Below are 23,799 nucleotides of genomic sequence, written 5' to 3' on the forward strand. Positions count from 1 at the left end.
CACGCACGCCGCCAGGGCGTGCGCAGGACTGCTGCGCGCCTGCGGGCCGCGCAGTCCGCAATCCAGCCATCGGCATCTTCGCCGTGGCGATGACCAACCACAACGAAAGAGAATGGATGCGGCATCGCTTTTGAGCAGCACCTAGTCCTGCGGCGCCCCCGCCGCCCGCCGCAGGCAATCCAGCATGGCCATGACCGCCGCGCGCGACTGCGCGTCGTCACGCCAGTACATCGACACCGAGCCGAACCCCGCCAGCCGCAGCGGCACGATGCGCAGCGCGCCCAGCGCTTCCAGCCGGCGCGCGGTGCGGTGCGAGGCCAGGCCGATCATGTCGCTGTTGTTGAGTAGCGTGAGATTCAGCACGGTGGAATTGCTCTCCACGCAATCTGCCGGCAGCGCACGCTCGGCGCTGGCCAGCGCGCCTTCCAGCGCGTTGCGGATGGGCGTGCCGCGCGGCCACACCACCCAGCGGTAGCGATACAGGTCGTCCCAGCCGATGCGCGCGCCTTGCAGCAGCGGGTGGCGCGGCCGGGCGACGAAGTGGATCGGCTCCATGTAGAGCGATTCGGTGCGCATGTGCGCATCCTGCAGCTCGGGCGCCGAGCGGCCCACCACGATATCCAGCTCGCTGTGCGCCAGCTGGCTCATGAGCCGGTCCATGGTCGTTTCCACCAGCCGCACGCTGGCGCGGGGCATCTGCTGCAGCAATTGCAGCGCTGCCAGCGGCACGGTATCCGCCGACGACGCGCCCGAGGTACCCACCACCACGATCCCGCTGCCGCCGTCGCGCATGGCCTGCAGGTCGTCGCGCGCGGTATCCAGCTGGGCCTCGATCCGGCGGGCGTGCTCGATCAGCGACTCGCCGTAGGGCGTGGGCCGCAGCCCGCGCGCCTGGCGCTCGAACAGGGGCAGCCCGATATCGTCCTCCAGGTCCTTCAGCCATTTGGAAAGGCCCGGCTGGGTCGTGTTCAGCATGGCCGCCGACTGGCTCATATTGCCGGTCTCGGCCAGGCTCAGCAGCATCTGCAGGTTGCGCAGCCGCAATCTCTGGGTCCAGTCCATGAGGCTACCTATATGAAAAATGGTATCGATAAGATGAAAAGTTCATTTCAAATCTTATAGGCCGCCGCGTATAACGACAACAAGACGGTGCGAGCGATGACACGCACCCACAAAAGCGCTCCCAAAGCCCTGCATAAAGTTACGGAGACAGCATGTCCGAACACACCCCAGACCCGGCCCGCGTGGCCTATTACGAAGAAATCGGCCGCAGCCACATGACCCCGCTGTGGGAGTCGCTGCACGCGCTGGTGCCGCCGCAACCGCGGCCGCAGATCGTTCCCGCCATCTGGAAGTACGCCCAGATCCGCCCGCTGGTGATGCAGGCCGGCGGCGTCATCAGCGCCGAGGAAGCGGTGCGCCGCGTGCTGGTGCTGGAGAACCCGGGCATTCCGGGCAAGTCGAGCATCACCTCCACGCTGTACGCTGGCCTGCAGCTGATCCTGCCGGGCGAGATCGCGCCCAGCCACCGCCATACCCAGTCCGCGCTGCGCTTTATCGTCGAAGGCAAGGGCGCCTGGACCGCGGTCAACGGCGAGCGCACCACCATGCATCCCGGCGACTTCATCATCACGCCGTCGTGGACCTGGCACGACCATGGCAACCCTGCCGTCGAGGACGGCGGCGAGCCGGTGGTGTGGCTGGACGGGCTGGATATTCCGCTGGTGCAGCAGTTCGATGCCGGGTTTGCCGAGAACTACCCGGAAGCCCAGCAGCCCGTGACCCGCGTCGAGGGCGACAGCTTTGCCCGCTTCGGGCACAACATGGTGCCGGTGCGACACCGTGTGACCGATCCCACTTCACCGATTTTCAGCTACCCGTACGAGCGCTCGCGCGAGGCGCTGGACCAGCTCTACCGCAACGGCGAGCTCGATGCCTGGGACGGCGTCAAGCTGCGCTATATCAACCCGGCCACCGGCGGCTGGCCGATGCCGACCATCGCCACCTTCATGCAGTACCTGCCGGCGGGCTTCCAGGGCAAGACCTACCGCAGCACCGACGCCACCGTCTACAGCGTGGTGGAAGGGCGCGGCACGGTGCGCATCGGTGACGACCAGTTCCAGTTCGAGCCGCGCGACATCTTCGTGGCCCCGTCGTGGGCGCCAGTGCAGCTGGGCGCGCTGGAAGACGCGGTGCTGTTCAGCTATTCCGACCGGCCCGTGCTGTCCGCGATGAACCTGCTGCGCGAAGCGCGCACCTGAGCGTCCCGCGACCCTGATCCGACCTGCCCCGGGCGGTGCCTGCGCGCACCGCCTGAGGCTCCCGCTTACCTGACGACTACCGGAAACCTCGAACCATGTCCTACGTCTTCACGCCCCCCGCCACCGTTTCCATCCCCGTTGCCGGCAGCGACGACCAGTTCGCCGTGCGCCGCGTCTACTGCGTGGGCCGCAACTACGCCGCCCATGCGCGCGAGATGGGCTTCGATCCCGACCGCGAGCCGCCGTTCTTCTTCTGCAAGCCGGCGGATGCGATCGTCCCGGTGCAGGCCGGCACCACGCTGGACCTGCCGTATCCGGCGCAGACGCAGAACTACCACTACGAGGCCGAGCTGGTGGCAGTGATCGGCAAGGCTGGTTCGGATATCCCGGTCGAACAGGCACTCGAACATGTCTGGGGCTATGCCGTCGGCCTCGACATGACCCGCCGCGACCTGCAGATGAAGATGCGCGAAATGGGCCGCCCCTGGGAGATCGGCAAGGCCTTCGATGCCTCGGCGCCGGTCGCGCCGATCCACCGCGCCAGCGAGATCGGCCACCCGCAACAGGCCGGCATCTGGCTGACGGTCAACGGTGAAACGAAGCAGCGCAGCGATGTGTCGCACCTGATCTGGTCGGTGGCCGAGACGGTGGCCTACCTGTCGCAGTTCTTCCGCCTGGAACCGGGTGATGTGATCTTCACCGGTACGCCGGAAGGCGTGGGCGCGGTCAAGGCCGGCGAGACCATGGTCACGGGCGTGGACGGCCTCGGCGAACTGGCCGTGCGCGTGGTCTGAACCTCTGAATCGCAGCACACGGGCATTACCGATCATGCAGCTCTATAGTTTCTTCAACAGCTCCACGTCCTACCGGGTGCGCATCGCGCTGGCCCTCAAGGGCCTGCCGTACGACTACCTGCCGGTCAATATCCGCACCGGCCAGCACCGCGAGCCGGAGTACGTCGGGAAAATCAACCCGTCCGCGACCGTGCCCGCGCTGGTGGATGGCGGTTTTACGCTCGGGCAGTCGTTCGCGATCCTCGACTACCTGGACGCGCTCCATCCGGAGCCGCGCCTTGTGCCGCAAGACCCGGTGCAGCGTGCGCGGGTGCTGGAACTGGCCACGCTGATCGGCTGCGACATCCATCCGGTCAACAACCTGCGCGTGCTGCGCTACCTGCAGGACGTGCTGAAGGTCACGCCCGAGCAGAAGGATGCCTGGTACCGCCACTGGATCGATGAAGGCATGGCCGGCGTGGAGCGCCTGCTGGCGCAGCACGGGCATGGCAGGTGGTGCTTCGGCGATGCGCCGACACTCGCTGACGTCACGCTGGTGCCGCAAGTCGCCAACGCCCTGCGCATGGGCTGCGACCTGAGCCGGTACCAGCGCGCGATGGCGGTCTACGCACACGCCAGCGCCCATCCCGCCTTTGCCCAGGCGGCGCCCGGGCGCCAGCCCGATTACACCGCCTGACGCATCGCGCAGGCGAGGAGACAAGACATGAGCAGTACCAACAACGCGACCGGCAAGGTCCTCATCATCGGCGGCGGCATCGGCGGCCTGGCCGCGGCGCTGGCGCTCGCACGCCAGGGCATCCGCATCGAACTGCTGGAGCAGGCCGAGCAGATCGGCGAGATCGGCGCGGGCATCCAGCTCGCCGCCAACGCCTTTGCCGCACTGGATGCGCTGGGCGTAGGCGAAGCTGCGCGCAGCCGGGCTGTCTTTACCGACTACCTCAGCCTGCGCGATGCGATCGATACCAGCGTGATCGCCGAGGTTGACGTCGGGCAGGCGTACCGCGAGCGCTTCGGCAACCCGTATGCGGTGATCCATCGCGCCGATATCCACCTGTCGATCCTGGAGGCGGTGCAGGACCACCCGCTGATCACGTTCCGCACCAGCACGCGCGTGGAACAGCTGCTGCAGGACGACCAGGGCGTGACCGTGATCGACCAGCACGGCGAACACCATCATGGCGATGCCGTGATCGGCTGCGACGGCGTCAAGTCCGCGATCCGCCAGGCGCTGATCGGCGACGAGCCGCGCGTCACCGGACACGTGGTGTATCGCGCCGTGGTCGGCGTCGCCGACATGCCGCAGGACCTGCAGGTCAATGCACCGGTGGTGTGGGCCGGCCCGCATTGCCACCTGGTCCACTACCCGCTGCGCGGCGGCCAGCAGTACAACCTGGTGGTGACCTTCCACAGCCGCGAGCAGGAAACCTGGGGCGTGCGCGACGGCAGCAAGGCGGAAGTGCTGTCGTACTTCGAGGGCATCCATCCGCTGCCGCACCAGATGCTGGACCGGCCCACTTCCTGGAAGCGCTGGGCCACCGCCGACCGCGACCCGGTCGAGCGCTGGAGCTTCGGCCGCGCCACCATCCTGGGCGATGCCGCGCACCCGATGACCCAATACGTGGCCCAGGGCGCCTGCCAGGCGCTGGAAGACGCGGTCACGCTGGGCGCCGCGGTGCAGGCCGCCGGCGGCAATTGCGAGGCAGCGTTCAAGCTGTACGAGCAGGCCCGCATCCCGCGTACCGCCCGCGTGCTGTATGCCGCGCGCGACATGGGCCGGGTCTACCACGCCAAGGGCGTGGACCGGCTGGTGCGCAACAGCCTGTGGACCGGCCGCACGCAGGCGCAGTTCTACGACGCGCTGCAGTGGCTGCATGGCTGGCGTGCCGACCAGTGCCTGAGCCCCACGCCGTGGCTGTAAGCCGCTGGCGCAATTTTTCTTCGCAGTCAATCCGAAACGATCTGGCGGCCGCGCATAAGGCTGCCGGACGTGACTCGCCCCTAATCCTGGCATCAAGGAGGAGACCACCATGCCTGCCAGCCAACCCCTGAACGTCACCGCGTTCATCGACCGCCAGCCGCTGTCGGCGTTCCAGGTGAGCATCGTCGTGCTGTGCTTCCTGATCGTTGCGGTCGATGGCTTCGATACGGCGGCGATCGGCTTCATCGCACCAGCCATCCGCGCGGAATGGCAGCTGACGCCGGCCCAGCTGGCGCCGCTGTTCGGCGCCGGGCTCGGCGGCCTGATGGTCGGCGCCTTCGTCTTCGGCCCGCTGGCCGACCGCTTCGGGCGCAAGGGCGTGCTGGTGCTGTCGGTGCTGTTCTTCGGTGCCGCCAGCCTGGCCTCGGCCTGGTCGCAGGACCTGTGGACGCTGGTGCTGCTGCGCTTCCTGACCGGCCTGGGCCTGGGCGGGGCCATGCCCAACGCCATCACGCTGACCTCGGAGTTCTGTCCGGAAAAGCGGCGCTCGTTCCTGGTCACGACCATGTTCTGCGGCTTCACGCTGGGCTCGGCTTTCGGCGGCCTGGCTTCCGCCGGGCTGATCGACGCCTTTGGCTGGCGCTCGGTGCTGGTCGCCGGCGGGGTCATGCCGCTGGTGCTGGCGGCGCTGCTGCTGTGGCTGCTGCCGGAATCGGTGCGCTACCTCGTGCTGGCCGGCAAGCAGCGCGAACGCATCGTCGCCACGCTGCAGAAGATCGCGCCGCAAGCCGACCTGCGCGACGCCACCTTCGTGGTCGGCGAACAGCGCAGCACCAGCTCGCCCGTGCGGCACCTGTTCCGGCCCGAGCTGCTGCGGGGCACGCTGCTGTTCTGGCTGACGTTCTTCATGAGCCTGCTGGTGATCTACCTGCTGTCCAGCTGGCTGCCGACGCTGCTGCGCACCGCCGGCCATTCGCTGCGCACGGCAGCGCTGGTGACAACCATGTTCCAGGTCGGCGGGACGGTGGGGGCGATTGCGCTGGGTTGGCTGATGGACCGGATCAATCCGCACTATGTGCTGGCGTCCAGCTATTCACTGGCGGCGCTTGGCATCGCGGCGGTGGGCAGCGTTGCTTCCGAGCCGGTGGCTGCGGGCATGGCGGTGTTTCTTGCGGGCTTCTGCGTCTCAGGGTCGCAGGTGGGTGCGAATGCGCTGTCCGCCAGCTTCTATCCGACGGACTGCCGTGCCACAGGCGTGAGCTGGGCCAACGGCGTTGGCCGGATGGGCTCGGTGGTGGGGTCGGTCGGCGGGGCCACCATGCTGTCGATGGGCCTGGGCATGCCGGCGTTGTTTGCGTTGATCGGCGTGCCGGCGCTGATCGCAGGGTTGTCGATGTTCTCGCTGGGGATGGTCAGGCGCGAGAGTGCGGTGGAGCGCCTGGCAGTCTGAAGGCGGGCGGCGGGAGTGACTGAGAGGGAGGCGGCCTGACGGTCTCCCCCTCGGCATCATGGCTGTCCGCGATCGATCAGGCGATCGGCAGTTTCAGCACCTGCTCGGTGGTCAGGATATCGCCGAAGGTGTCGTCGATGGTGGCAAGCGCGGCCCGGTGCAGGTCCCGGTGCGGCACCACGCCGCCGGCCGTATCCAGGTCGCGCGTGGCGCAGGCATCCTCCGCCACGATTACGCCGTATCCGAGCGGCGCCGCATCGCGCGCCGCGCCGGACACGCAGGCATGGGTCATCAGGCCCGTGATGATCAGGGTCTTGATGCCGGCGGCCTTCAGGCGCTGGTCCAGGTCGGTCGTCGGGAACACGCTGACCGAGGTCTTCTGCAACACGGTGTGATGCGCGGCCGGCTGCAGGTCGCTGTGGAATTCCACGCTGGCGCTCTGTTCCGCAAAGACGGGGCTGCCCGCGGGCGTCACGTGCTGGATGTGGAAAACAGGAATCCTGGCCGCATCCGCATGAGCGATCAGGCGTTGCGCATTGCCCAGGGCGCGCGCGCCGTCCGGGATCGGCATCTTGCCGCTGAAGTACTCATTCTGGAAATCGATCACCAGCAAGGCGCTGCTGGCGGCTTCGATGGCGGTGGGGGCCGGTGCGCCGGCCATGGTGCGAATCGTCGGGTGGTTCATTGTGGTCCTCGTCATGGAAAAGAAGAGGGCGGCGCCGCTGGCGAGGAGGCCGCCCCAATCACCGCAACCGCGGCATGGGAGGTAGTTTCCAACGCCGGCTGCAACCCCGAAAGTGGCCCGATGGACAACATCCGATAGAATTGGGCCATCCTCAATTCGTGTCCGTGCCAGCGAGAACGCAATGCACACCGTCGCGGTGATCGCCTTCGAAGGCATCAGCCCCTTCCACCTGTCCGTACCCTGTATCGTGTTTGGCGACGATCTTGCCCGGCTGGGCGTGCCGCGCTACCGGCTGGTCATCTGCGGCGAGAAGAGCGGGCTGATTCCCACCATGTCCGGGTTCAGGATCGAGGTCGGGCACGACCTTTCGGTGCTGGCAGAGGCCGATACGGTCATCATGCCGGCCTGGCGCGACCCGGCGGAGCGCCCGCCCCACGCCCTGGTGGAAGCGCTGCAAAGCGCCAGCGCGCGGGGCGCGCGGATTGCCGGCCTCTGCCTGGGTACGTTCGTGGTCGCCGAGGCGGGTTTGCTGGACGGGCGCACGGCGGCCACGCACTGGGCCTGGGCCGATGACTTTGCGAACCGGTATCCGCAGGTCCGGCTCGATCGCAACTCCCTGTATATCGACGATGGCGACATCCTGACCTCGGCCGGGACGGCGGCCGCCCTGGATTGCTGCCTGCACCTGCTGCGCCGCGACCATGGCGCGGACGTCGCCAACCGGGTAGCCCGCCGCATGGTCGTTGCCCCGCACCGGCATGGCGGCCAGGCCCAGTACATCGAACAGCCGCTGCCCCGGGTGGACGGCGCGGACAAGCTCAGCACGACCCTGGACTGGGCCATCGAAAACCTGGACCAGGCGCTGACACTGGACACGCTGGCGCAGCAGGCCGGGATGAGCCGGCGCAACTTCACCAGGCGCTTCAAGGCGAAGACTGGCGCAACGGTGACGCAGTGGGTGCTGAACCACAGGCTGACGGCGGCGCAGCGCCTGCTGGAGACGACGGACAAGGGGGTTGACCTGATTGCCGAGCTGGTGGGGTTTGGATCCGCCGTTTCGTTCCGGCAGCACTTCACCCAGGCCTTAGCCGTTTCTCCGTCGGCTTACCGCAAGCAGTTTGGCGGTGCGGTGCTGAGCGGGCAAGGCTCCCCATCGGCTTGATCTGGGTGCAGCCAGCCCACAACAGCCAGCGCAAGAAAACAAGGGATTTCCCTCTTCGTGTTTCGGCCATCGGTCGAGATATTCTTAATGGCTTCCATCATGGTGGTAGACAATGTTGTGCATTAAAGCCGGGCGGGGGGCGGTGCGGAGCGAGTGCATGTGGCACGGCGGCGGTGCGGGCTGACCGCATGCCCCATGTCCAGCGTGGGCCAGGCCTGTGACCGGGCAGTGGCCCGGAACTTGCGTCCGCGTGCGGCAACGCAAGCAAGGGGATTCACATGGCAGGCACCACGACCAGGACAAGGGAGGCCAGGAAAGAAGCCGCAACACGGGCGGTGGCGCCTGCCGCCAGCGCCGACCCGCCGTCACGGGAAGGGCGGGAGTGCCGGGACGGCGACAGCACCGTGCAGTCGCTGACGCGGGCGCTCCAGCTGATCGAGCTGTTGTCCGATGACGACGAGGGTTACCGGCTGGTGGATCTGGCGGCACGCAGCGGCCTGTCTACATCGACCGTCCATCGCCTGCTGACCACGCTCGAGCAACGCCAGTTTGTCCAGTTCGATCGCGAGCGCAGCCTGTGGTACGTGGGCGTGCGTTGCTTCTCGGTGGGTGCCGCTTTCGCCCGCCGGCGCCGCATCAGCGAACTCGCCCTGCCGGTGATGCAACGGTTGAGCGCGCTGTCCGGGGAGACCGTCAACCTGGGCGTGGCCAGCGACGGGCAGATTGTTTTCGCCTGCCAGGCAGAAGGCCCCCACGGCAGCCGCGCGCTGGCCAGGCCGGGCCAGCGCGCGCCGCTGCATGGCACGGCCATGGGCCAGGCGGTGCTGGCCGCCAAGAGCGAGCCCGACGTGCTGCAATACCTGCGCACCTTTGGCCTCCCGCGCCTGACCAACAACACCATTGCGCGCCCCTCGCGCCTGCATGAGACCCTGGCCGAAGTGCGCCGGCGCGGCTATGCGGTGGACGACGAGCAGAATGCGGTCGGCCTGTGCTGCATTGCCGCCGCGATTTGTGACGAGCACGGCCGGCCCTTCGCCGCGGTCTCGCTGGCCGGTTCCAGCCAGCGCATCGTGCGTGCCCGTTTCGATGAGCTTGGCGCCTGGGTGCGTTGGGCTGCCACAGAGATCAGCGCTGCCTACGGCGGGCGCTGCACCCGCGTGCCCTGCCCGATGCCAGTGCCCGCAGCGTCCTTGCCTTTCCACGCGGGCGCGCCGGAAAGCTGTTGATTCCTAAGGGTTTATTCAAGAAGTTCCGGCGTGCGGGAAAGCCGCCGCGCGGGTCTGGCCATGCGCTTCAATGGAAGCAATGTCACGACCGGCCCCCGCACCATGAAGACCCTGCTTGCCGATACCCCCTGGAGCCGACGGCTTGCCGCCGGCATTGACCGTATAGCCATCCTGTGCGGATGGTGGCTGATCGTGCTGTCGGTGGCGACCTGCGTCGAAATGCTCGGGCGCAAGCTGGGCGGCTTCAGCTTGCAGGGCATCGATGAAATCGGCGGCTATACCTACGCCATCCTTGGCACGTGCGGCTTTGCCTACACCCTGGTCGGGCGCGGCCATACCCGGGTGGACTTCCTGCTGACGCGCTTTCCGGTCAAGGTGCGGGCCGTGCTCAACCTGCTGGCGATGCTGAGCCTGGCTGCCGTGGCCGGACTCTGCGTCTGGCGCGCCGGCCATGTGCTGGTGGACACCATCGACCTGCACAGCACCGCGTCCACGCCGCTTGCCACGCCCCTGTGGATGCCCCAGACCCTGTGGCTGGCCGGCTATTCCCTGTTCGCACTGGTGGCGGCCTGCGCCGCCTGGCACGCCCTGCAGCTGCTGGTGCGGCGCGACTGGGCCCGCCTGAACAGCCAGTTCGGGCCGCAGACCCTGGCCGAGGAGATCGAGGCGGAGGCGGACATCCGCGTTGCCGCCGCGCCCGCTGAGGGCAATGGCGCGGGCCAGGGCAGCGCTGAAGGCAAGAGCGAAGGAGCGGCAGCATGATCGGTCCCATTGAAATCCTGCTCGGGCTGTGCCTGATGCTGGGGCTGATGTTCCTTGGCTTCCATGTGGCCACCAGCATGCTGGTGGTGGGCGTGGCCGGGGCGCTGGCCTATTTCGGCATGCCCGCGATCGACGCATTGGGCGAACAGTTGTGGGCGGCCGGCGAGGACTACCTGCTGCTGTCGATCCCGCTCTACATCCTGCTGGGCGAGATCCTGATGCGCGGCGGCGCGACGGACAAGATGTACCAGTCGCTCGGCGACTGGCTGAACCGCCTGCCGGGCGGCCTGCTGCATACCAATATCGGTGCCTCGGCATTGTTCTCGGCGGTTTCCGGGTCATCGGTGGCCACCGCGGCGACGATTTCCACGGTCGCGCTGCCTTCCTTCCGCAATCGCGGCTATGACCAGCGCATGGTGCTGGGCTCGATCGCGGCCGGCGCCAGCCTGGGCAACCTGATCCCGCCCGGCGTGGCCTTCATCATCTACGGCTCGATGACCAATACTTCGGCGGCGCGGCTGTATGTGGCGGGCGTGCTGCCCGGGGCCATCATGACCGTGCTGTTCCTGGCCACGATCCTGCTGATCTGCCTGTGGAAGCCCGCGGCGGGCGGCCCGCGCGAGGCCCGTGTGCCGCTGCTCGCCAGGCTGAGCAACTCGCGCCACCTGGCGGGTCCGCTGCTGGTGTTCACGGTGGTGATGGGCAGCATCTACACCGGCTGGGCCACGGTCACCGAGAGCGCCGCGCTCGGCGTGCTGGTGTGCCTGCCGGTGGCGGCCGCCTACGGCAAGCTCAGCGTCGCCATGCTGCACGACTGCTTCCGCTCCACGCTGCGCCTGACCGCGATGACCGCGCTGATCCTGGTGGCCGCGCTCTACCTGAACTTCGTGCTCTCCATGCTGGGGGTGCCGCAGGCGCTGGCCGGCCTGATGAAGCAGGTGGACGTGTCGCCGGCGGTGTTGCTGTGGCTGCTGGCAGCCCTCTACCTGGTGCTGGGCATCGCGCTGGAGACCATGCCGATGCTGGTCGGCACGGTCCCGGTGGTCTTCCCGATCGTGCAAGCGGCCGGCATCGATCCCGTGTTCTTCGGGGTGTTCATGGTGCTGATGTGCGAGATCTCGCTGATCAGCCCGCCGATCGGCATGACGCTCTACGTGATCCAGGGCGTGCGCGGCGAAGGATCGATCAATGAAGTCTTCCAGGGCACGCTGCCGTTCTTTGCCGCCATGGTGGTGATGACCGCCGTGCTGATCCATTTCCCGGCGATTGCCACCTACCTGCCCAACCTGATGTTCGGGCATTGACCTCCAAGGAAGCTCCCATGAACGCCAAACGAATCGCCGGCGCGCTGATCGCGGCCGCCCATGTCGCCTGCGCTGCCGCCGTGCTGCTGCCGGGCACTGCCCAGGCACAGCCGGCCCAGCCTGCCCAGCAAACGAAGCTGCGGGTAGCCGGCAACCTCGTCGCGACCGGCCTGATCCAGCAGAACAAGGAGCAGCCCTTTTTCGAGAACTTCGCCAGGAACACCGGCCTGCCGATCGATGCCGACTACAAGCCGATGGATGTGCTCGGCATCAAGGATTCAGACGGCCTGCGCGTGCTCCGCTCCGGGCTGTTCGACATCGTCAGCCTGCGCCTGGCCCAGGTCTCGCGCGACGAGCCATTCTTCCTCGGGCCGGACATCGTTGGCCTGAGCACCGACTACGGCTCGGCCAGCAAGGCCGTGGATGCCTACCGCAATGCCTTCGACAAGCGCCTGCAGGAACGCTACGGCGCCAAGCTGCTCGGGATCTGGCCGTTCGGGCCGCAGGTGGTGTTCTGCAAGTCGCCGATCGGCGGCCTGGCCGACCTGAAGGGCAAGAAGGTGCGCGTCTACGACCAGTCCCTGGCCAAGTTCATCGAGAAGCTCGGCGGCATTCCGGTGACGATCCCCTTCGGCGAGACCCAGCAGGCGCTCGAGCGCGGCGTCACCGATTGCGCGATCACCGGCCCGAGCTCGGCGAACACGGCGGGATGGCCCGAGGTCACCTCATACTTCATGCCAGTCGGCTTCCAGATCGCGCTCAATGCCTACGCCATCAAGCTCAGCCGCTGGAACGCGCTGCCGCCCGAGCAGCAAACGCGCCTGGCCGAGGCCTTCCAGCGTTTCGAGCGCGATACCTGGTCCTATTCGCGCGAATTGTTCGAGGATGCCTCGCGCTGCAACGTCGGCAAAGAGCCGTGCAAGACCGGCAAGAAGTTCGCCATGAAGGAGGTGCCCGTGCGTCCGGCCGACCTGCAGCTGGTGCGCGACGCGCTGACCACGGTCTCGCTGCCGACCTGGACCGAGGTCTGCGACAAGTCCTACCCGCAATGCTCGGCCATCTGGAAGCAGACCATCGGGCCGCTGGTCGGGCTCAAGTGAACACTGAGGACGGCGGAGACGACGATGGATGATCTTTGGAAACTGCCGGCACATGCGCTCACCGACGGCTACGCCACCGGCCGCTTCACGCCGCAACAGGCGCTGGCGTCCTGCCTGGCGCGCACGGCGCACTGCAATCCGGCGCTGAACGCCGTGATCGCATTCGATACTGAAGGCGCCATCGCGGCGGCACAGGAGAGCACCGCGCGCTGGCGCCGTGGCGAGCCGCTGGGTGCGCTCGATGGCGTGCCGGTCACCGTCAAGGACAACCTGCACGTGCGCGGCCTGCCCACGCATTGGGGCAGCCGCGCGCTGGCGGGCTTTGTCCCGGACCGCGACGAACTGCCGGTGGCGCGCCTGCGCGCGGCCGGGGCGCTGATCTTCGGCAAGACCAATGTGCCGGAGTTCGCCATGCAGGGCTATACCGACAACCTCGTCTTCGGCACAACCGGCAATCCCTGGCAGCCGGCCCTGACGCCGGGCGGGTCTTCCGGCGGCGCCGTGGCGGCGGTGGCATCGGGCTGCTGCCCGCTTGCGCTGGGCACCGACGGCGGCGGCTCGATCCGGCGCCCGGCCTCGCATACCGGGCTGGTGGGCTTCAAGCCGTCGCCCGGACGGCTGCCGCGCGGCAGCGGGTTGCCCGAGATCTTCATGCGCTATGAAGTGGTCGGCCCGCTGGCCCGCTGCATGGCCGATGCGATGGCCATGGCCGAGGCGCTGGGCCAGCCCGACCCGCGCGATCCCGATTCCCGGCGCTTTGCCGGCGTGCCGCTGCAGATGCCGCCGCGGCCATGCCGGGTCTTGCACGTGCCCCGCTTCGGCGATCATCCGGTGGATGCGCGCATCGCTGCCTTGACCGGGCAGGCAGCGCAAGGACTGCGTGAACTTGGCCACACGGTGGATACCGCGCAGGCGTTCGAGCTGGCGGAAGCGACCAATGCCAAGTGGTCGCTGTTGTCGCAGGCAGGACTGGCCTGGCTGGTGGAGCAGGGCGGCGCGCAACTGCCGTTCTGCCCGCCGCTCGATGCGGGCACGTTCGGTGCGGCCACGCAGGCCAATGCATCGGCAGGCGCGGGCCTGCGTGCCGTGCAGCTGTTTGATCTGCTGATGGCCGTGGAGCGTCTGCGCAGCGAGCTTTCCTTGCTGTTCGCACGCTACGACCTGCTGCTGACGCCCGCCGCAGCGGCATTGCCATGGCCGGCCGCACAGTCGCACCCGCCTGTGATCGAAGGCCGCGAGGTCGGGCCGCGTGGCCATGCGATATTCACCGCGTTTGCCAATGCTGCCGGGCTGCCCGCGATCTCGCTGCCGTGCGGTGAGGCAGAGGGCTTGCCGGTTGGTATCCAGCTGGTGGCGGCGCCGGCCGAGGATGCGCTGCTGCTGGCAATCGCGCGCCAGTTCGAGCAGGCTTTCCCGAGGCCGCCTGGGTTCCCGCTCGACGGGCAGGGCCAATGAAGACCCTGGTCGCGCCAGGTACGCCGGCGGCGCTCGCGCAGATGCTGTGCGTCGCGCGTGCGCGCGGCGAGCGCGTCGATCCGGCACTGTTGCACCCGCTTGCGCACGGCGGCAGCTACGCCGTGCAGGATGCCACGCTTGCCATGATCGGTCCCATTGGCGGCTGGAAGGTTGGTGCGAGGGGGCCGGGCCAGGAACCCGCCTGTGCGCCGTTGCCGGCGGCCGGCCTGCTGCCGGATGGCGTGGCCCTGCGGGGGCCGGCCTGGCGCCTGCGCGGCATCGAGGTAGAGGTTGCCTTTGTGCTCGGCGCCAGCCTGCCGCCGCGCGGCCGGCCTTATGCGCGCCGGGACATCGAGGCCGCGCTCGCGCTGGTGGTGCCTGTCATTGAAGTCGTGGAAAGCCGCCTGGAGGACTGGCTCGGGGCCGGCAGCGATGCGCAGCTGGCCGACCTGCTCAGCCATGGCGCACTGGTGATGGGGCGCCCCACGCCGTTCGCGCGCGAGTGGCTGCACCTGGGCGCGCTGGAGGCCACGCTGCGCTTTGGCCGGCGCACCGTGGCGCATACCGTCGGCGGGCACCAGAGCCCTGATGTCGGCGCGCTGCTGGTCTGGCTGGCCAACCACTGCGCCGCGCGCGGGGCGGGGCTGAAAGCCGGGCAAGTGGTGACCACCGGCACCTGCACCGGTCTGCTCTTTGCCTCTGCCGGAACCCGCGTCAGCGCCGGGATCGAAGGGCTGGGGACGCTTGCGGCGTGGTTCTGAGGGCGGGGGCTTACGGAACCCAGCCAGGCAGCTCCGATGCCTGCCGGACCCAGCTTGCCACCAGAGCCTCGTCAAGCTCGTCGTCTTCGTGGATGTGGAAGTAGCGCGTGTTCTTGTCCCTGGATTCGACAGGGGGAACAGGGCGCAGCGACATGCCACGGAAGAAGGCCACCTTGATGTACTTCGTCATGCAATGGAAGCTGAGGAACCAGCCCTGGCCCTCGATGCCATAGAACGGCGAGTTCCACCTCACTGCCTTGCGGACGTTGGGAACGTTGCGCTCGATGAGCGCGTCGAGACGGCGCCCGGCGTCGTGTTTCCAGCCCGGCATGGCGGCGATGTAGGCCTGCACGGGGGCATCTCCGTCGGCCTTCGCGATCTGGGGGTTGCCGCCTGCGAGCAGTGGCGGGCTGGCAGCGGCCCGCCTGGCCGGAGTCTTCGTTGCGGCGTGCGCCGGCTTCCTGGATGGTTGGTTCGCCATTGCCTTCACTCCATCGAATACACGCTAACCACCTGACAGACAGGCCAAGTCGCCCAGGGCAGACATAGCCGCTGACGACAGTGCTTGAAGCACGACAATCGGGCTATGCTAACCTGCTGAAACGGATCGGGCAACGAACGAGGGATCGACCGGAACGCTCTCTGTCATGGCCGGACGCGAGCTGCCTCATGCGCGGGACAAATTCGAGGAATAGGCATCCATGAATCCATCGGAACATATCGACGAGCTGATCGCAGGACTCACTGACTGGCGTGGCAAGACGCTGGCCAAGCTCCGCAAGACCATCCTCGAGGCCGACGGCGAGATCATCGAGGAATGGAAATGGATGGGAAGCCCGGTGTGGTCACGCGACGGCATGATCGCGGTCGCCAACGCGCACAAGGAGAAGGTGAAGATCACCTTCACCAACGGGGCGAGCCTGCCGGATCCCGACAAGCTCTTCAACGCCGGCCTCGGCGGCAACAAGTGGCGTGCGATCGATCTCTTCGAGGGCGACAAGATTGATGCGCGTGCCATGAAGAATCTCATCCGTGCCGCGATTGCGTTCAATCAGGGCAAGTCGAAGAAGAAGGCACCGTCCGCGGCTACCCGGGCGAAAGCACAAGAGAGCAAAGAGTAAAGGGACACGAAGCGTCCGGGCGTGCGGGCGCGCGCCTGAGCATCGCAAAGAACGTCCCGGGCGGCATGCTCCACGCATATGGAATGCCGGTTTTCTTCGTTGGTTTTCGCGTGCTGCGCGCGTACGTTCGTGGGTTTCCATCTCCCCGCGAATGCCATGACCGCTTCCCGACGACAGTTCCTGCGCCAGGGCGCCGCCGCCACGGCCGCGCTCGCCTCCGGCCCCATCCTTTCCTTCACCACGTTCGCCACCGGCAATGCGCAAGCGCAGGGGCGCCCGGTCCTGAAAGCCGGCGACCAGAAGGGCGGCCTGCGCGCGCTGCTCGAGTCCGCCAACGCGCTCGACGGCCTGAACTACGACATTCAATGGACCGAGTTCCCTGCCGCGGCACCGCTTGCCGAGGCGCTGAACGCGGGCGCGGTCGACAGCGGCCCGATCGGCGATGCCCCGGCGATCTTCGCGCTCGCGGCCGGCACGCGGATCAAGCTGATCGGCGCCAACCGCTCTGATCCCTACGGCACGGCAATCCTGGTGCGGCCCGACTCGCCGCTGCGGCAGGCGGCCGACCTGAAAGGCAAGAGCATCGGCACCAACCGCGGCTCGATCGGCCACCTGGTGACGCTCAAGGCGCTGGAATCCGCGGGGCTGAAGCCGGAGGACGCCAACCTGCGCTTCCTGCCGCCGGCGGATGCCAAGCTCGCGTTGAGCAGCGGCTCGGTGGATGCGTGGGCGACGTGGGAACCCTATACCGCGATGGCGGAAACCAGCGGCCACGCGCGCGTGCTGGTCAGCGGACGCGGGCTGTGGTCCGGCCTTAGCTACCTGGCAGCCACCGATGCCGCGCTGGCGTCCAAGCGCGCGGTGCTGCAAGACTTCCTGCGCCGGGTGGTGCGTGCGCAGCAATGGTCCTACCAGCATGTGCCGGAGTTCTCGGCGGCCCTCGCCCGCATCATCGGGATCCCGCCGCAGGCGGCACGGCTGCAGTTCGAGCGGCGGCACACGCAATGGCGGCAGATCGATGCCGAGCTGATCGCCGAGCAGCAGCGCACGGCGGACTTCTACCAGAAAGCTGGGTTGCTCAAGCAGCGGCTCGATGTGCGGCAGACCTTCGACTCCGGGTTCTCCCTTACCGGCTGACCGCCGCGGGCGGCGCCAGGCCGTGCACTGAGTCCATCGACGGCCTCGGCAAGCGCCTCCGGCACAACCATGGCCTCGCTGGAGGCCGCTAAGGATTTCCATGATTGACGCCGCCCCGCGCCAGCCCATTTCACGGCCTGGCGCGGCCTGCGCTGGCGTGGACCGTTCTGGTCCCAGCGAATCCGGGCAACTGGTCCTATAGGCCCGGAATGGCCCTCACCTATAAAGCCGTGACCCCCAAACATATTTCCCCTTCCGAGGAGCAAAACCATGCGGTGGATCAAGCAGATAGCGACGTATTTCGCCCTGGTGGCCGCGCTGGCGCCAGCCGCACACGCCCAGAACAAGAATGTAGTAATTGCTTACCAGGACATGGTGGTGCCCTGGCGCTACGCACAGGACATGAAGGAGCTGGAAAAGCAGACCGGCTACACGGTCTCGTTCCGGCAGTTCGGCGGCGGCGGGGACGTGATCCGCGCCATGGCTTCGGGCCAGATCGCCATTGGCGAGGCCGGCACCTCGCCGATTGCGTCGGCGCTGTCGCAAGGGCTGGATGTCGAACTGTTCTGGATCCTGGACGACATCAACGCAGCCGAGGCGATGGTGGCGCGCAATGGCAGCAAGATCGCCAGCGTCGCCGACCTGAAGGGCAAGCGCGTCGGCGTGCCCTTCGTGTCGACCACGCACTACCACACGCTGGTCGCGCTGGAGCGCGCCAAGATCAATCCGAAGGACGTCCGCATCGTCAACATGCGCCCGCCCGAGGTAGCCGCCGCCTGGGAGCGTGGCGACATCGACGCCACCTTTATCTGGGACCCGGTGCTGGCCAAGCTCAAGCAGTCCGGCACCGTGCTGATGACCTCCGGCCAGATTGCCGCCGACACCGGCAAGGCCACCTTCGACGGCATGATCGCCAACAAGAAGTTTGCCCGCGAGAACCCGGAGTTCATGGTCAAGCTGGTGCGCGTGCTGGCCGCCGCCGATGAAAACTACCGCAAGAACAAGGCGTCCTGGACCCCCGATTCGCCCATGGTGAAGGCGGTGGCCAAGGTGTCTGGCGCCAAGCCCGAGACGGTACCCGCGAGCATGGCGCTGTACGCCTTCCCCACGCTGCAGGAGCAGGTGTCGGAGCGCTGGCTGGGCGGCGGCGCGGCGCGCGCGCTGCAGTCCGCGGCGCAGTTCCTCAAGGAGCAGGGCACCATCCAGACCGTCCTGCCGGACTATGGCCCGGGCGTCAACGCGGAATGGGCAAAGCGGGCGTTGCGCTGACGCCGCGCCCATCGCGCTGAAGATGGCCGCCGCGCGCAAGCCAGTCCGGCGCGGCCGCCCCGAAAGTCCTGTTGCGGAAGCCCATCATGTACAAGCTTGAAATCGATAATCTCAGTGTCAACTACGGCGTCGCGGGCGGCGCCAAAACGCTGGCCCTGTCGCAAGTCAACCTCACCATGGAGCGCGGCGATTTCGTCGTGGCGCTCGGTGCCTCGGGCTGCGGCAAGACCACCTTGCTGTCGTGCATCGCAGGTTTCATGGAGCCTTCGGAAGGCGAGATCCGGCTGTCCGGCAAGGTGGTGCGCGGGCCGGGTGCCGAACGCGGCGTGGTGTTCCAGAAGCACGCCCTGATGCCGTGGCTCAGCGTGGCGGACAACGTCGCGCTGGGGTTGCGCCTGCGTGGGGTGTCGCGTGCCGAACGGATGCGGGTCGCGCATGAGAAGCTGGCCGCGGTCGGTCTGGAAGACGTCGCCGGCAAGCCGGTCTATCAGCTCTCGGGCGGCATGCAGCAGCGCGTCGGGATTGCCCGCGCGCTCGCCTGTGATCCGGCGGTGATGCTGATGGACGAGCCGCTGGGCGCGCTCGACGCGCTGACGCGCGAATCGATCCAGGCGCTGATTCTCAAGCTCTGGGCCAAGGAACAGAAGATCGTCTTCTTTATCACGCACAGCGTGGAAGAGGCGCTGTTCCTGGCCACGCGGCTGATTGTCATGACGCCGTCGCCTGGCCGCATCGCGCACACCTATGAACTGCCGTTCGCGCGGCGCTTCATCGAATGCGGTGACGCCCGTGCAGTCAAGGCCGACCCGGAGTTCATCCGCTATCGCGAAGAGATCATTGATCTGATCCATGCAACCGCCTGAGGAACACGAGATGCCCGCTTCCGTCCAACGCATCGAACCCACGCCGCGCGTCACCAAAGCCGCCGCGGCCGGGGCCAGCCAGCAAATGAAGACCGTCTCGGGCTACCGCCTGCCCGGCGAGGGGTCAAGCTCACGCATCTCCACCATCACCGTGGTGCTGCTGCTCGCGCTGTGGTGGCTCGCCAGCCACCTGCGCTGGCTGCCGCCGCTGTTCCTGCCCACGCCTGAGTCCATCGTCACCGCCTTTATCGATGCCTGGCAGGGCAACCTGCAAGGCGGCCAGCCGCTGACCGAGCATTTCGCGGCCAGCATGATGCGCGTGTTCGGCGCCTTCGGGCTGGCGGTGGTCACGGCGGTGCCGGTCGGCGTGATGATGGGGGTGTCGCGCATCGCACGCGGCGTGTTCGATCCGCCGATCGAGTTCTACCGCCCCTTGCCGCCGCTGGCATACCTGCCGCTGATCGTGATCTGGTTCGGCATCGACGAGACCTCGAAAGTGCTGCTGATCTTCCTGGCCTGCTTCGCGCCGCTGGCCATGTCGGCCCAGGCCGGCGTGCGCTCGGTCACCATCGAGCAGATCAACGCGGCTTACTCGATGGGCGCCACGCCGTGGCAGGTGGTCCGCCATGTGGTGATCCCCGCCGCGCTGCCCGATATCCTGACCGGGATGCGCATCGCCATAGGCTTCGGCTGGACCACCCTGGTCGCCGCTGAAATGGTGGCCGCCACCGCCGGCCTTGGCCAGATGGTGCTCAATGCCTCCAACTTCCTGCGCACCGACGTGGTGATCATGGGCATCGTGCTGATCGGGCTGATCGCCTACGTGTTCGACCTGCTGATGCGCAAGCTGGCGAAGGTCCTGGTGCCCTGGAAGGGACGGATGTGAGGTGAGGATGTAGTCAAGCTGCGACCTGGGTGTTGGGCAAGGACTGGCTGACGGCCAGTCCTTGCCGTTTTCCGGCGTTACGCCCGCAGCGCGGCCTTCATCATCGCGCCTGCGCTTCCAGGAACGGCAGCAGTTCCGCCATGAAGGCCTCCGGTGCCTCTTCCATGATGAAGTGGCCGCAGTCCGGCACCACCACGCCGCCGCACTTGGCGACCTGTATGGCGCGCTGCCGCACGGCATCTCCGTGCAGGCCCGAGACGGCGTAAGCCGCGCCCGCTTGCAGGCGATGATCGCGCCCGCGATGCTGCCGCGGTGTCAGTCTGGGAGACGGCGTAGAGCATTGCCCGAGGCCAGCGATGCGGGCTTGCTGAGTCCCAGCTGCTCGGCCTGGTCAGTGATCCAGTTCCAGTCGATGCTCAATCCCCGGTGGCAAGCGGGGCAAGTCAGTGGCTGAGGCAGCTTTCCCGAGACCATATCCTGCAGGATTTCGGAGTGGATGTGCCCGCACGCCGTGCAGGTGAAGAAGAGTGGGACAGGAGGTTTCATCGTCGCCTCGCAAGGATGGCCAGCCTCTAGGCCGCCAGATGCTCATCCCGTGCCACGGAAGGCGGAGGAAGCAGGGCCATGGCCTCTTCCAGCCTCTGGACCAGCGCGGGACTTGCCGGCTGCAACGGCAGGCGGGTTTCCGGGGAAATCACGCCGGAGAGCGCCAGGGCAGCTTTCACCGGTGCCGGATTCGGCTCCGCGAACATGAGCGAGATCAACGGCGCGAGCTTCGCGAACAAGGCGCGGGCCGCGCGGAAGCGTCCTGTCTGTGCCAGATGCAGCAGGCGCACGAACAAATCCGGACGAATATGCGAGGACGCGGCGATCACGCCGGCGCCTCCCGCAAGCAGGTGATCCAGCAGGGCCGCATCCTCGCCGCACAGCACGGCGACATGCGGATCGTTGACAAGGGCCCCGAGATTGCCGGCGTCGCACTCCTTGACCGCCGAGATCTGCGGCTGCGCGAGCAGAGATCGGATCAGCGCAGGCGACATCGCACAGCCAGTTCGCTTCGGCACGTTGTACAGCATCAGGGGGCGTTCGGTTGCGCACGCCACTTCATTGAAATGCCACACGATTCCCGCATCGGAGGGCCGCAGGTAGCAGGGCGGCGGCACCAGGTAGCCGGCAAGATCAAAGCCGTCCAGTTCGGCAACTTGCGCGCACACCGCGCGGGTATCGACCGCGCCGACGCCAGCCATCACCGGCAGCTCGCCGTGGACGGCCTCGAGCACTGCCGCCGTGAAGACTTGCCGCTCGTGCGTGGAAAGCAGGTTTCCCTCGCCGGTCGTGCCCAAGATGATCAGGCCGTTCACGCCTGCCTCGAGGTAACTCTCAGCCAGCCTGGCGGCGCCCGGCAGGTCCAGCGAGCCGGCACGCATCGGCGTGACCATGGGCACCCAGATGCCCCATGGCGACTGGCGGGAAACCGCTGCGATACCGGTGCAGGCATGCACGGCGGCGCCGGAAAAGCTCTCTTCCTCAGTGCGCCACATGGTTGTCTCCCAGGGCTGTCGTGACGCCGAACTCCGCCGCCGGAAAGGCCGTCATGATGGCGTGCATGGCCGCGTCGCGGTCCGCGCGTGCGATCTCCACGTGCAGCGTGGTTTCGCCGTGCCGGTAGTCCACGTTCACCACATAGACGCGGGCCAGTTCACCGAGCACCCGGTGCATGGTCTGCCGCAGGCCGAACACTTCGGTGGATGCCACCGCAAGACGCATGCGGATCCAGGCCGGTGCGGGCTGGGAGACCGCGCGCAGCGCGGGCATGGTGGCCTTGCTGCTGCGCAGGGCGGTACGTCGGGGAACAGTATCAACGGCCAGGCTTGACTGTCGCATGATTGGATGGACCGGCGCGGTAGCGGGTCGCGTGTTGGACATGGCTTTATGCTAGCCAGCGCCGTCTAAATTTGATGCAAGGATGTTGGGCCTTGGCGTTAAATCCGCATCAAGATCAGCGCCGCTGGCAAGGCGCTCGCGCTCAGAACGTCTTCGTCAGCGACGCCCAGGCCGCAGCCTTGCCGAGGTAGCGGCCGCGGTTGGCACTGGTGTAGGCCACTTCCTTGGCGTTGGTATCGACATAGGCAACCGCCAGCGCGAAGCCCTTGCCCAGGTCCTTGGTCAGGCCGATCTTCCAGTCGGTGTACGAGGCGTCGCTGTTGTGCTTGACGCCCTGGTAGCCGACGTGCGCGTTCAGCGTCAGGTCCCAGAAATTCAGCGGGACATTGGCGCTCAGATCGACGTAGTAGCTGTTCTTGCTGTCGGCCCAGCCAAACAGGTTGGTGACCGAGTGCGAGTACTTGAGCATGACCGGGCCCCAGCCGATGCCGGCGTACAGTTCCGTGGTGTAGGGGCGCGGGTTGTTGTAGCCGCCCGGGTAGTAGTATTCGAGCACGCCCAGGTCATAGTTGAACTCGGTGCCGGAGACCTTGAAGGTGTTCTTGAAGCCGCCGTAGAAATCCATTTCGACCGGGGCCGAGACCGCCGGGTTGGCATCCTCGAGCCAGCTGATGCTGGAGTTCCAGTTGCCCACATAGAAGCCGCTTTCGTGGGCGTAGTCAAAGCCACCCTGGATGGCCGGGCGCAGGTTGGTCTGGCTGATGCCGCGATAGCGGTAGTCCGAGACCAGCGACACGTTGGCCGTGAACGTATGCGGGGACGGCGCGGCGTCAGGCTGGGATTGCGCCATGGCCGGCATGGCAGCGAAAAGGATGGAAGATGCGGAACATGCGAGCAGCGTGGCCGCGGTTTGGCGCAGGTCAGTCATTGTTGTTGTGGCGAGAGTTGAAAAAATCCCCGTTGCAGGGAGCCTCGCCACGATATGGCCTGACGCGTAAAAACGGTATCAAAAGCCGCGGTGCCCGCGTACAAATCCAATCAATGCGCCTGGATTTCAGCGCTACCCGGCAAACCGGTAGCCCAGCCCGATTTCGGTCAGCAAGTGGGCGGGCCGCGCCGGATCCGCTTCGAGCTTGTGCCGCAGATGCCCCATATAGACGCGCAGGTACTGGCTGCTTTCGGCCTGGGAGGGTCCCCACACCTCCCGCAGCAATTCCCGGTGCGTCATCACCTTGCCGCGGTGGGCGATCAGAACCGCAAGCAGCCGATACTCGATCGGCGTCAGGTGCACGGCCTGTCCCGAACGGGTGACGACGCGGCTGGCCAGGTCAACCTGCACGTCGCCGAACAGGATCTGGCGGGAACCGTGAGCGTTGGCCCTGGCATGCCGGCGCAGCAGCACGCGCAGGCGCGCGACCAGTTCACCGACGCCAAAGGGCTTGGTCAGGTAGTCATCCGCGCCGGCATCCAGCGCACCGATCTTGTCGGCTTCTCCGCTACGTGCCGACAGGACCAGCACCGGTACGTCAGTCCACGTACGGATCTCGCTGATCAATCTCACCCCGTCTCCGTCCGGCAAGCCCAGGTCGAGAATGACGAGGTCAGGTTGCCGGGTGCCTGCCTCGATCAGTCCGCGCTTGAGCGATTCGGCCTCGTGCACCGTGCAACCTTCGGACTCCAGGGTCGAGCGGACAAAGCGCCGGATATGCGGCTCATCCTCAACCAGCAGGACTGTCGGGGAAAAATCAAATGGCATCAACT

General features: G+C 67.2%; 25 protein-coding genes. 17 read left to right on the forward strand and 8 right to left on the reverse strand.

Annotated elements, in window-relative coordinates; genetic code table 11:
- Nucleotides 1-141 precede the first annotated feature (141 nt).
- Complete coding sequence (locus tag AC3WVS_RS14290) at nt 142-1,062, reverse strand: LysR family transcriptional regulator (protein WP_492319160.1); 921 nt, start codon at nt 1,060-1,062, stop codon at nt 142-144.
- 152 nt (nt 1,063-1,214) lie between these two features.
- Between AC3WVS_RS14290 and gtdA the strand changes: the two genes are divergently transcribed.
- The 5 genes from gtdA (at nt 1,215) to AC3WVS_RS14315 (ending at nt 6,423) form a co-directional block, all read left to right on the forward strand.
- Nucleotides 1,215-2,261 carry a gentisate 1,2-dioxygenase gene (gene gtdA, locus AC3WVS_RS14295; RefSeq protein ID WP_492319161.1) on the forward strand — a complete coding sequence of 349 codons (1,047 nt, stop codon included), beginning with the start codon at nt 1,215-1,217 and terminating at the stop codon, nt 2,259-2,261.
- 95 nt (nt 2,262-2,356) lie between these two features.
- Nucleotides 2,357-3,055, forward strand: coding sequence for a fumarylacetoacetate hydrolase family protein (locus AC3WVS_RS14300; RefSeq protein ID WP_492319162.1), 699 nt, complete (start codon nt 2,357-2,359; stop codon nt 3,053-3,055).
- Between the two features lie 34 nt (nt 3,056-3,089).
- Nucleotides 3,090-3,731 carry a maleylacetoacetate isomerase gene (gene maiA / locus AC3WVS_RS14305; protein ID WP_492319163.1) on the forward strand — a complete coding sequence of 214 codons (642 nt, stop codon included), beginning with the start codon at nt 3,090-3,092 and terminating at the stop codon, nt 3,729-3,731.
- A gap of 27 nt (nt 3,732-3,758) precedes the next feature.
- On the forward strand, nt 3,759-4,973 hold the full coding sequence (locus AC3WVS_RS14310) for a 3-hydroxybenzoate 6-monooxygenase (RefSeq protein ID WP_492319164.1): 1,215 nt from the start codon (nt 3,759-3,761) through the stop codon (nt 4,971-4,973).
- A gap of 109 nt (nt 4,974-5,082) precedes the next feature.
- Complete coding sequence (locus AC3WVS_RS14315; RefSeq protein ID WP_492319165.1) at nt 5,083-6,423, forward strand: MFS transporter; 1,341 nt, start codon at nt 5,083-5,085, stop codon at nt 6,421-6,423.
- 76 nt (nt 6,424-6,499) lie between these two features.
- Here the strand turns inward: AC3WVS_RS14315 and AC3WVS_RS14320 are convergent, their stop codons facing one another.
- Nucleotides 6,500-7,108: a cysteine hydrolase family protein gene (locus AC3WVS_RS14320; RefSeq protein ID WP_492319166.1), complete on the reverse strand. Its 609-nt coding sequence runs from the start codon at nt 7,106-7,108 to the stop codon at nt 6,500-6,502.
- A 181-nt stretch (nt 7,109-7,289) separates the two neighbouring features.
- Between AC3WVS_RS14320 and AC3WVS_RS14325 the strand changes: the two genes are divergently transcribed.
- The 7 genes from AC3WVS_RS14325 (at nt 7,290) to AC3WVS_RS14355 (ending at nt 14,878) form a co-directional block, all read left to right on the forward strand.
- On the forward strand, nt 7,290-8,270 hold the full coding sequence (locus AC3WVS_RS14325) for a GlxA family transcriptional regulator (protein WP_492319167.1): 981 nt from the start codon (nt 7,290-7,292) through the stop codon (nt 8,268-8,270).
- Between the two features lie 278 nt (nt 8,271-8,548).
- Nucleotides 8,549-9,496, forward strand: coding sequence for an IclR family transcriptional regulator (locus AC3WVS_RS14330; protein WP_081225766.1), 948 nt, complete (start codon nt 8,549-8,551; stop codon nt 9,494-9,496).
- Nucleotides 9,497-9,598: 102 nt separating this feature from the next.
- Complete coding sequence (locus AC3WVS_RS14335) at nt 9,599-10,258, forward strand: TRAP transporter small permease subunit (protein ID WP_492319168.1); 660 nt, start codon at nt 9,599-9,601, stop codon at nt 10,256-10,258.
- Nucleotides 10,255-11,562: a TRAP transporter large permease gene (locus AC3WVS_RS14340; RefSeq protein WP_011616863.1), complete on the forward strand. Its 1,308-nt coding sequence runs from the start codon at nt 10,255-10,257 to the stop codon at nt 11,560-11,562. The genes AC3WVS_RS14335 and AC3WVS_RS14340 overlap by 4 nt, the downstream gene beginning before the upstream one ends.
- Before the next feature lie 17 nt (nt 11,563-11,579).
- Complete coding sequence (locus AC3WVS_RS14345) at nt 11,580-12,662, forward strand: TRAP transporter substrate-binding protein (RefSeq protein ID WP_492319169.1); 1,083 nt, start codon at nt 11,580-11,582, stop codon at nt 12,660-12,662.
- A 24-nt stretch (nt 12,663-12,686) separates the two neighbouring features.
- Nucleotides 12,687-14,117 (forward strand): amidase, encoded by a 1,431-nt coding sequence (locus AC3WVS_RS14350; protein ID WP_492319170.1) that lies wholly within the window; start codon nt 12,687-12,689, stop codon nt 14,115-14,117.
- On the forward strand, nt 14,114-14,878 hold the full coding sequence (locus tag AC3WVS_RS14355; RefSeq protein ID WP_492319171.1) for a fumarylacetoacetate hydrolase family protein: 765 nt from the start codon (nt 14,114-14,116) through the stop codon (nt 14,876-14,878). Before AC3WVS_RS14350 ends, AC3WVS_RS14355 begins: the two co-directional genes overlap by 4 nt.
- 10 nt (nt 14,879-14,888) lie before the next feature.
- Here the strand turns inward: AC3WVS_RS14355 and AC3WVS_RS14360 are convergent, their stop codons facing one another.
- Nucleotides 14,889-15,359 carry a DUF1801 domain-containing protein gene (locus tag AC3WVS_RS14360; protein ID WP_492319172.1) on the reverse strand — a complete coding sequence of 157 codons (471 nt, stop codon included), beginning with the start codon at nt 15,357-15,359 and terminating at the stop codon, nt 14,889-14,891.
- A gap of 220 nt (nt 15,360-15,579) precedes the next feature.
- Here AC3WVS_RS14360 and AC3WVS_RS14365 point away from each other — a divergent pair, with 220 nt between their 5' ends.
- The 5 genes from AC3WVS_RS14365 to AC3WVS_RS14385 all read left to right on the forward strand — a co-directional run bounded on the left by AC3WVS_RS14365 (nt 15,580) and on the right by AC3WVS_RS14385 (nt 20,154).
- Nucleotides 15,580-15,999, forward strand: a complete 420-nt coding sequence (locus AC3WVS_RS14365; protein WP_492319173.1) for a DUF1801 domain-containing protein — start codon at nt 15,580-15,582, stop codon at nt 15,997-15,999.
- Between the two features lie 156 nt (nt 16,000-16,155).
- Complete coding sequence (locus AC3WVS_RS14370) at nt 16,156-17,136, forward strand: ABC transporter substrate-binding protein (protein ID WP_492319174.1); 981 nt, start codon at nt 16,156-16,158, stop codon at nt 17,134-17,136.
- Between the two features lie 270 nt (nt 17,137-17,406).
- Complete coding sequence (tauA, locus tag AC3WVS_RS14375; RefSeq protein WP_492319175.1) at nt 17,407-18,405, forward strand: taurine ABC transporter substrate-binding protein; 999 nt, start codon at nt 17,407-17,409, stop codon at nt 18,403-18,405.
- 86 nt (nt 18,406-18,491) lie between these two features.
- Nucleotides 18,492-19,268, forward strand: coding sequence for a taurine ABC transporter ATP-binding protein (locus AC3WVS_RS14380; protein WP_010813418.1), 777 nt, complete (start codon nt 18,492-18,494; stop codon nt 19,266-19,268).
- Nucleotides 19,269-19,278: 10 nt separating this feature from the next.
- Nucleotides 19,279-20,154: an ABC transporter permease subunit gene (locus tag AC3WVS_RS14385; protein ID WP_010813419.1), complete on the forward strand. Its 876-nt coding sequence runs from the start codon at nt 19,279-19,281 to the stop codon at nt 20,152-20,154.
- Nucleotides 20,155-20,254: 100 nt separating this feature from the next.
- Here the strand turns inward: AC3WVS_RS14385 and AC3WVS_RS14390 are convergent, their stop codons facing one another.
- From AC3WVS_RS14390 to kdpE, 5 genes are all read right to left on the reverse strand, one after another.
- Nucleotides 20,255-20,389 carry an alpha/beta fold hydrolase gene (locus AC3WVS_RS14390; RefSeq protein WP_492319176.1) on the reverse strand — a complete coding sequence of 45 codons (135 nt, stop codon included), beginning with the start codon at nt 20,387-20,389 and terminating at the stop codon, nt 20,255-20,257.
- Between the two features lie 337 nt (nt 20,390-20,726).
- Nucleotides 20,727-21,695 (reverse strand): 4-hydroxy-tetrahydrodipicolinate synthase, encoded by a 969-nt coding sequence (gene dapA / locus AC3WVS_RS14395; RefSeq protein WP_492319177.1) that lies wholly within the window; start codon nt 21,693-21,695, stop codon nt 20,727-20,729.
- The gene (locus AC3WVS_RS14400; protein ID WP_492319270.1) at nt 21,682-22,038 is read right to left on the reverse strand and encodes a hypothetical protein; all 357 of its coding nucleotides are present in this window, start codon (nt 22,036-22,038) and stop codon (nt 21,682-21,684) included. Before AC3WVS_RS14400 ends, dapA begins: the two co-directional genes overlap by 14 nt.
- Before the next feature lie 142 nt (nt 22,039-22,180).
- The gene (locus AC3WVS_RS14405; protein ID WP_492319178.1) at nt 22,181-22,966 is read right to left on the reverse strand and encodes a TorF family putative porin; all 786 of its coding nucleotides are present in this window, start codon (nt 22,964-22,966) and stop codon (nt 22,181-22,183) included.
- Nucleotides 22,967-23,098: 132 nt separating this feature from the next.
- Nucleotides 23,099-23,794 carry a two-component system response regulator KdpE gene (gene kdpE / locus AC3WVS_RS14410; protein ID WP_492319179.1) on the reverse strand — a complete coding sequence of 232 codons (696 nt, stop codon included), beginning with the start codon at nt 23,792-23,794 and terminating at the stop codon, nt 23,099-23,101.
- Nucleotides 23,795-23,799 lie beyond the last annotated feature (5 nt).

Source organism: Cupriavidus sp. CPT47-8839-RL05A (assembly GCF_058792255.1).

Excerpts from the sequence above, each read along its gene's own strand:
- AC3WVS_RS14370 (WP_492319174.1), top strand. The coding sequence starts at position 16,156 with ATGACCGCTTCCCGACGACAGTTCCTGCGCCAGGGCGCCGCCGCCACG.
- AC3WVS_RS14300 (WP_492319162.1), top strand. The coding sequence starts at position 2,357 with ATGTCCTACGTCTTCACGCCCCCCGCCACCGTTTCCATCCCCGTTGCC.
- AC3WVS_RS14360 (WP_492319172.1), bottom strand. The coding sequence starts at position 15,359 with ATGGCGAACCAACCATCCAGGAAGCCGGCGCACGCCGCAACGAAGACT.
- AC3WVS_RS14320 (WP_492319166.1), bottom strand. The coding sequence starts at position 7,108 with ATGAACCACCCGACGATTCGCACCATGGCCGGCGCACCGGCCCCCACC.
- gtdA (WP_492319161.1), top strand. The coding sequence starts at position 1,215 with ATGTCCGAACACACCCCAGACCCGGCCCGCGTGGCCTATTACGAAGAA.
- AC3WVS_RS14405 (WP_492319178.1), bottom strand. The coding sequence starts at position 22,966 with ATGACTGACCTGCGCCAAACCGCGGCCACGCTGCTCGCATGTTCCGCA.
- AC3WVS_RS14315 (WP_492319165.1), top strand. The coding sequence starts at position 5,083 with ATGCCTGCCAGCCAACCCCTGAACGTCACCGCGTTCATCGACCGCCAG.
- AC3WVS_RS14340 (WP_011616863.1), top strand. The coding sequence starts at position 10,255 with ATGATCGGTCCCATTGAAATCCTGCTCGGGCTGTGCCTGATGCTGGGG.
- AC3WVS_RS14350 (WP_492319170.1), top strand. The coding sequence starts at position 12,687 with ATGGATGATCTTTGGAAACTGCCGGCACATGCGCTCACCGACGGCTAC.
- dapA (WP_492319177.1), bottom strand. The coding sequence starts at position 21,695 with ATGTGGCGCACTGAGGAAGAGAGCTTTTCCGGCGCCGCCGTGCATGCC.
- AC3WVS_RS14385 (WP_010813419.1), top strand. The coding sequence starts at position 19,279 with ATGCCCGCTTCCGTCCAACGCATCGAACCCACGCCGCGCGTCACCAAA.
- AC3WVS_RS14290 (WP_492319160.1), bottom strand. The coding sequence starts at position 1,062 with ATGGACTGGACCCAGAGATTGCGGCTGCGCAACCTGCAGATGCTGCTG.
- AC3WVS_RS14365 (WP_492319173.1), top strand. The coding sequence starts at position 15,580 with ATGAATCCATCGGAACATATCGACGAGCTGATCGCAGGACTCACTGAC.
- kdpE (WP_492319179.1), bottom strand. The coding sequence starts at position 23,794 with ATGCCATTTGATTTTTCCCCGACAGTCCTGCTGGTTGAGGATGAGCCG.
- AC3WVS_RS14330 (WP_081225766.1), top strand. The coding sequence starts at position 8,549 with ATGGCAGGCACCACGACCAGGACAAGGGAGGCCAGGAAAGAAGCCGCA.
- maiA (WP_492319163.1), top strand. The coding sequence starts at position 3,090 with ATGCAGCTCTATAGTTTCTTCAACAGCTCCACGTCCTACCGGGTGCGC.
- AC3WVS_RS14380 (WP_010813418.1), top strand. The coding sequence starts at position 18,492 with ATGTACAAGCTTGAAATCGATAATCTCAGTGTCAACTACGGCGTCGCG.
- AC3WVS_RS14335 (WP_492319168.1), top strand. The coding sequence starts at position 9,599 with ATGAAGACCCTGCTTGCCGATACCCCCTGGAGCCGACGGCTTGCCGCC.
- AC3WVS_RS14310 (WP_492319164.1), top strand. The coding sequence starts at position 3,759 with ATGAGCAGTACCAACAACGCGACCGGCAAGGTCCTCATCATCGGCGGC.
- AC3WVS_RS14325 (WP_492319167.1), top strand. The coding sequence starts at position 7,290 with ATGCACACCGTCGCGGTGATCGCCTTCGAAGGCATCAGCCCCTTCCAC.
- AC3WVS_RS14355 (WP_492319171.1), top strand. The coding sequence starts at position 14,114 with ATGAAGACCCTGGTCGCGCCAGGTACGCCGGCGGCGCTCGCGCAGATG.
- AC3WVS_RS14345 (WP_492319169.1), top strand. The coding sequence starts at position 11,580 with ATGAACGCCAAACGAATCGCCGGCGCGCTGATCGCGGCCGCCCATGTC.
- tauA (WP_492319175.1), top strand. The coding sequence starts at position 17,407 with ATGCGGTGGATCAAGCAGATAGCGACGTATTTCGCCCTGGTGGCCGCG.
- AC3WVS_RS14400 (WP_492319270.1), bottom strand. The coding sequence starts at position 22,038 with ATGCGACAGTCAAGCCTGGCCGTTGATACTGTTCCCCGACGTACCGCC.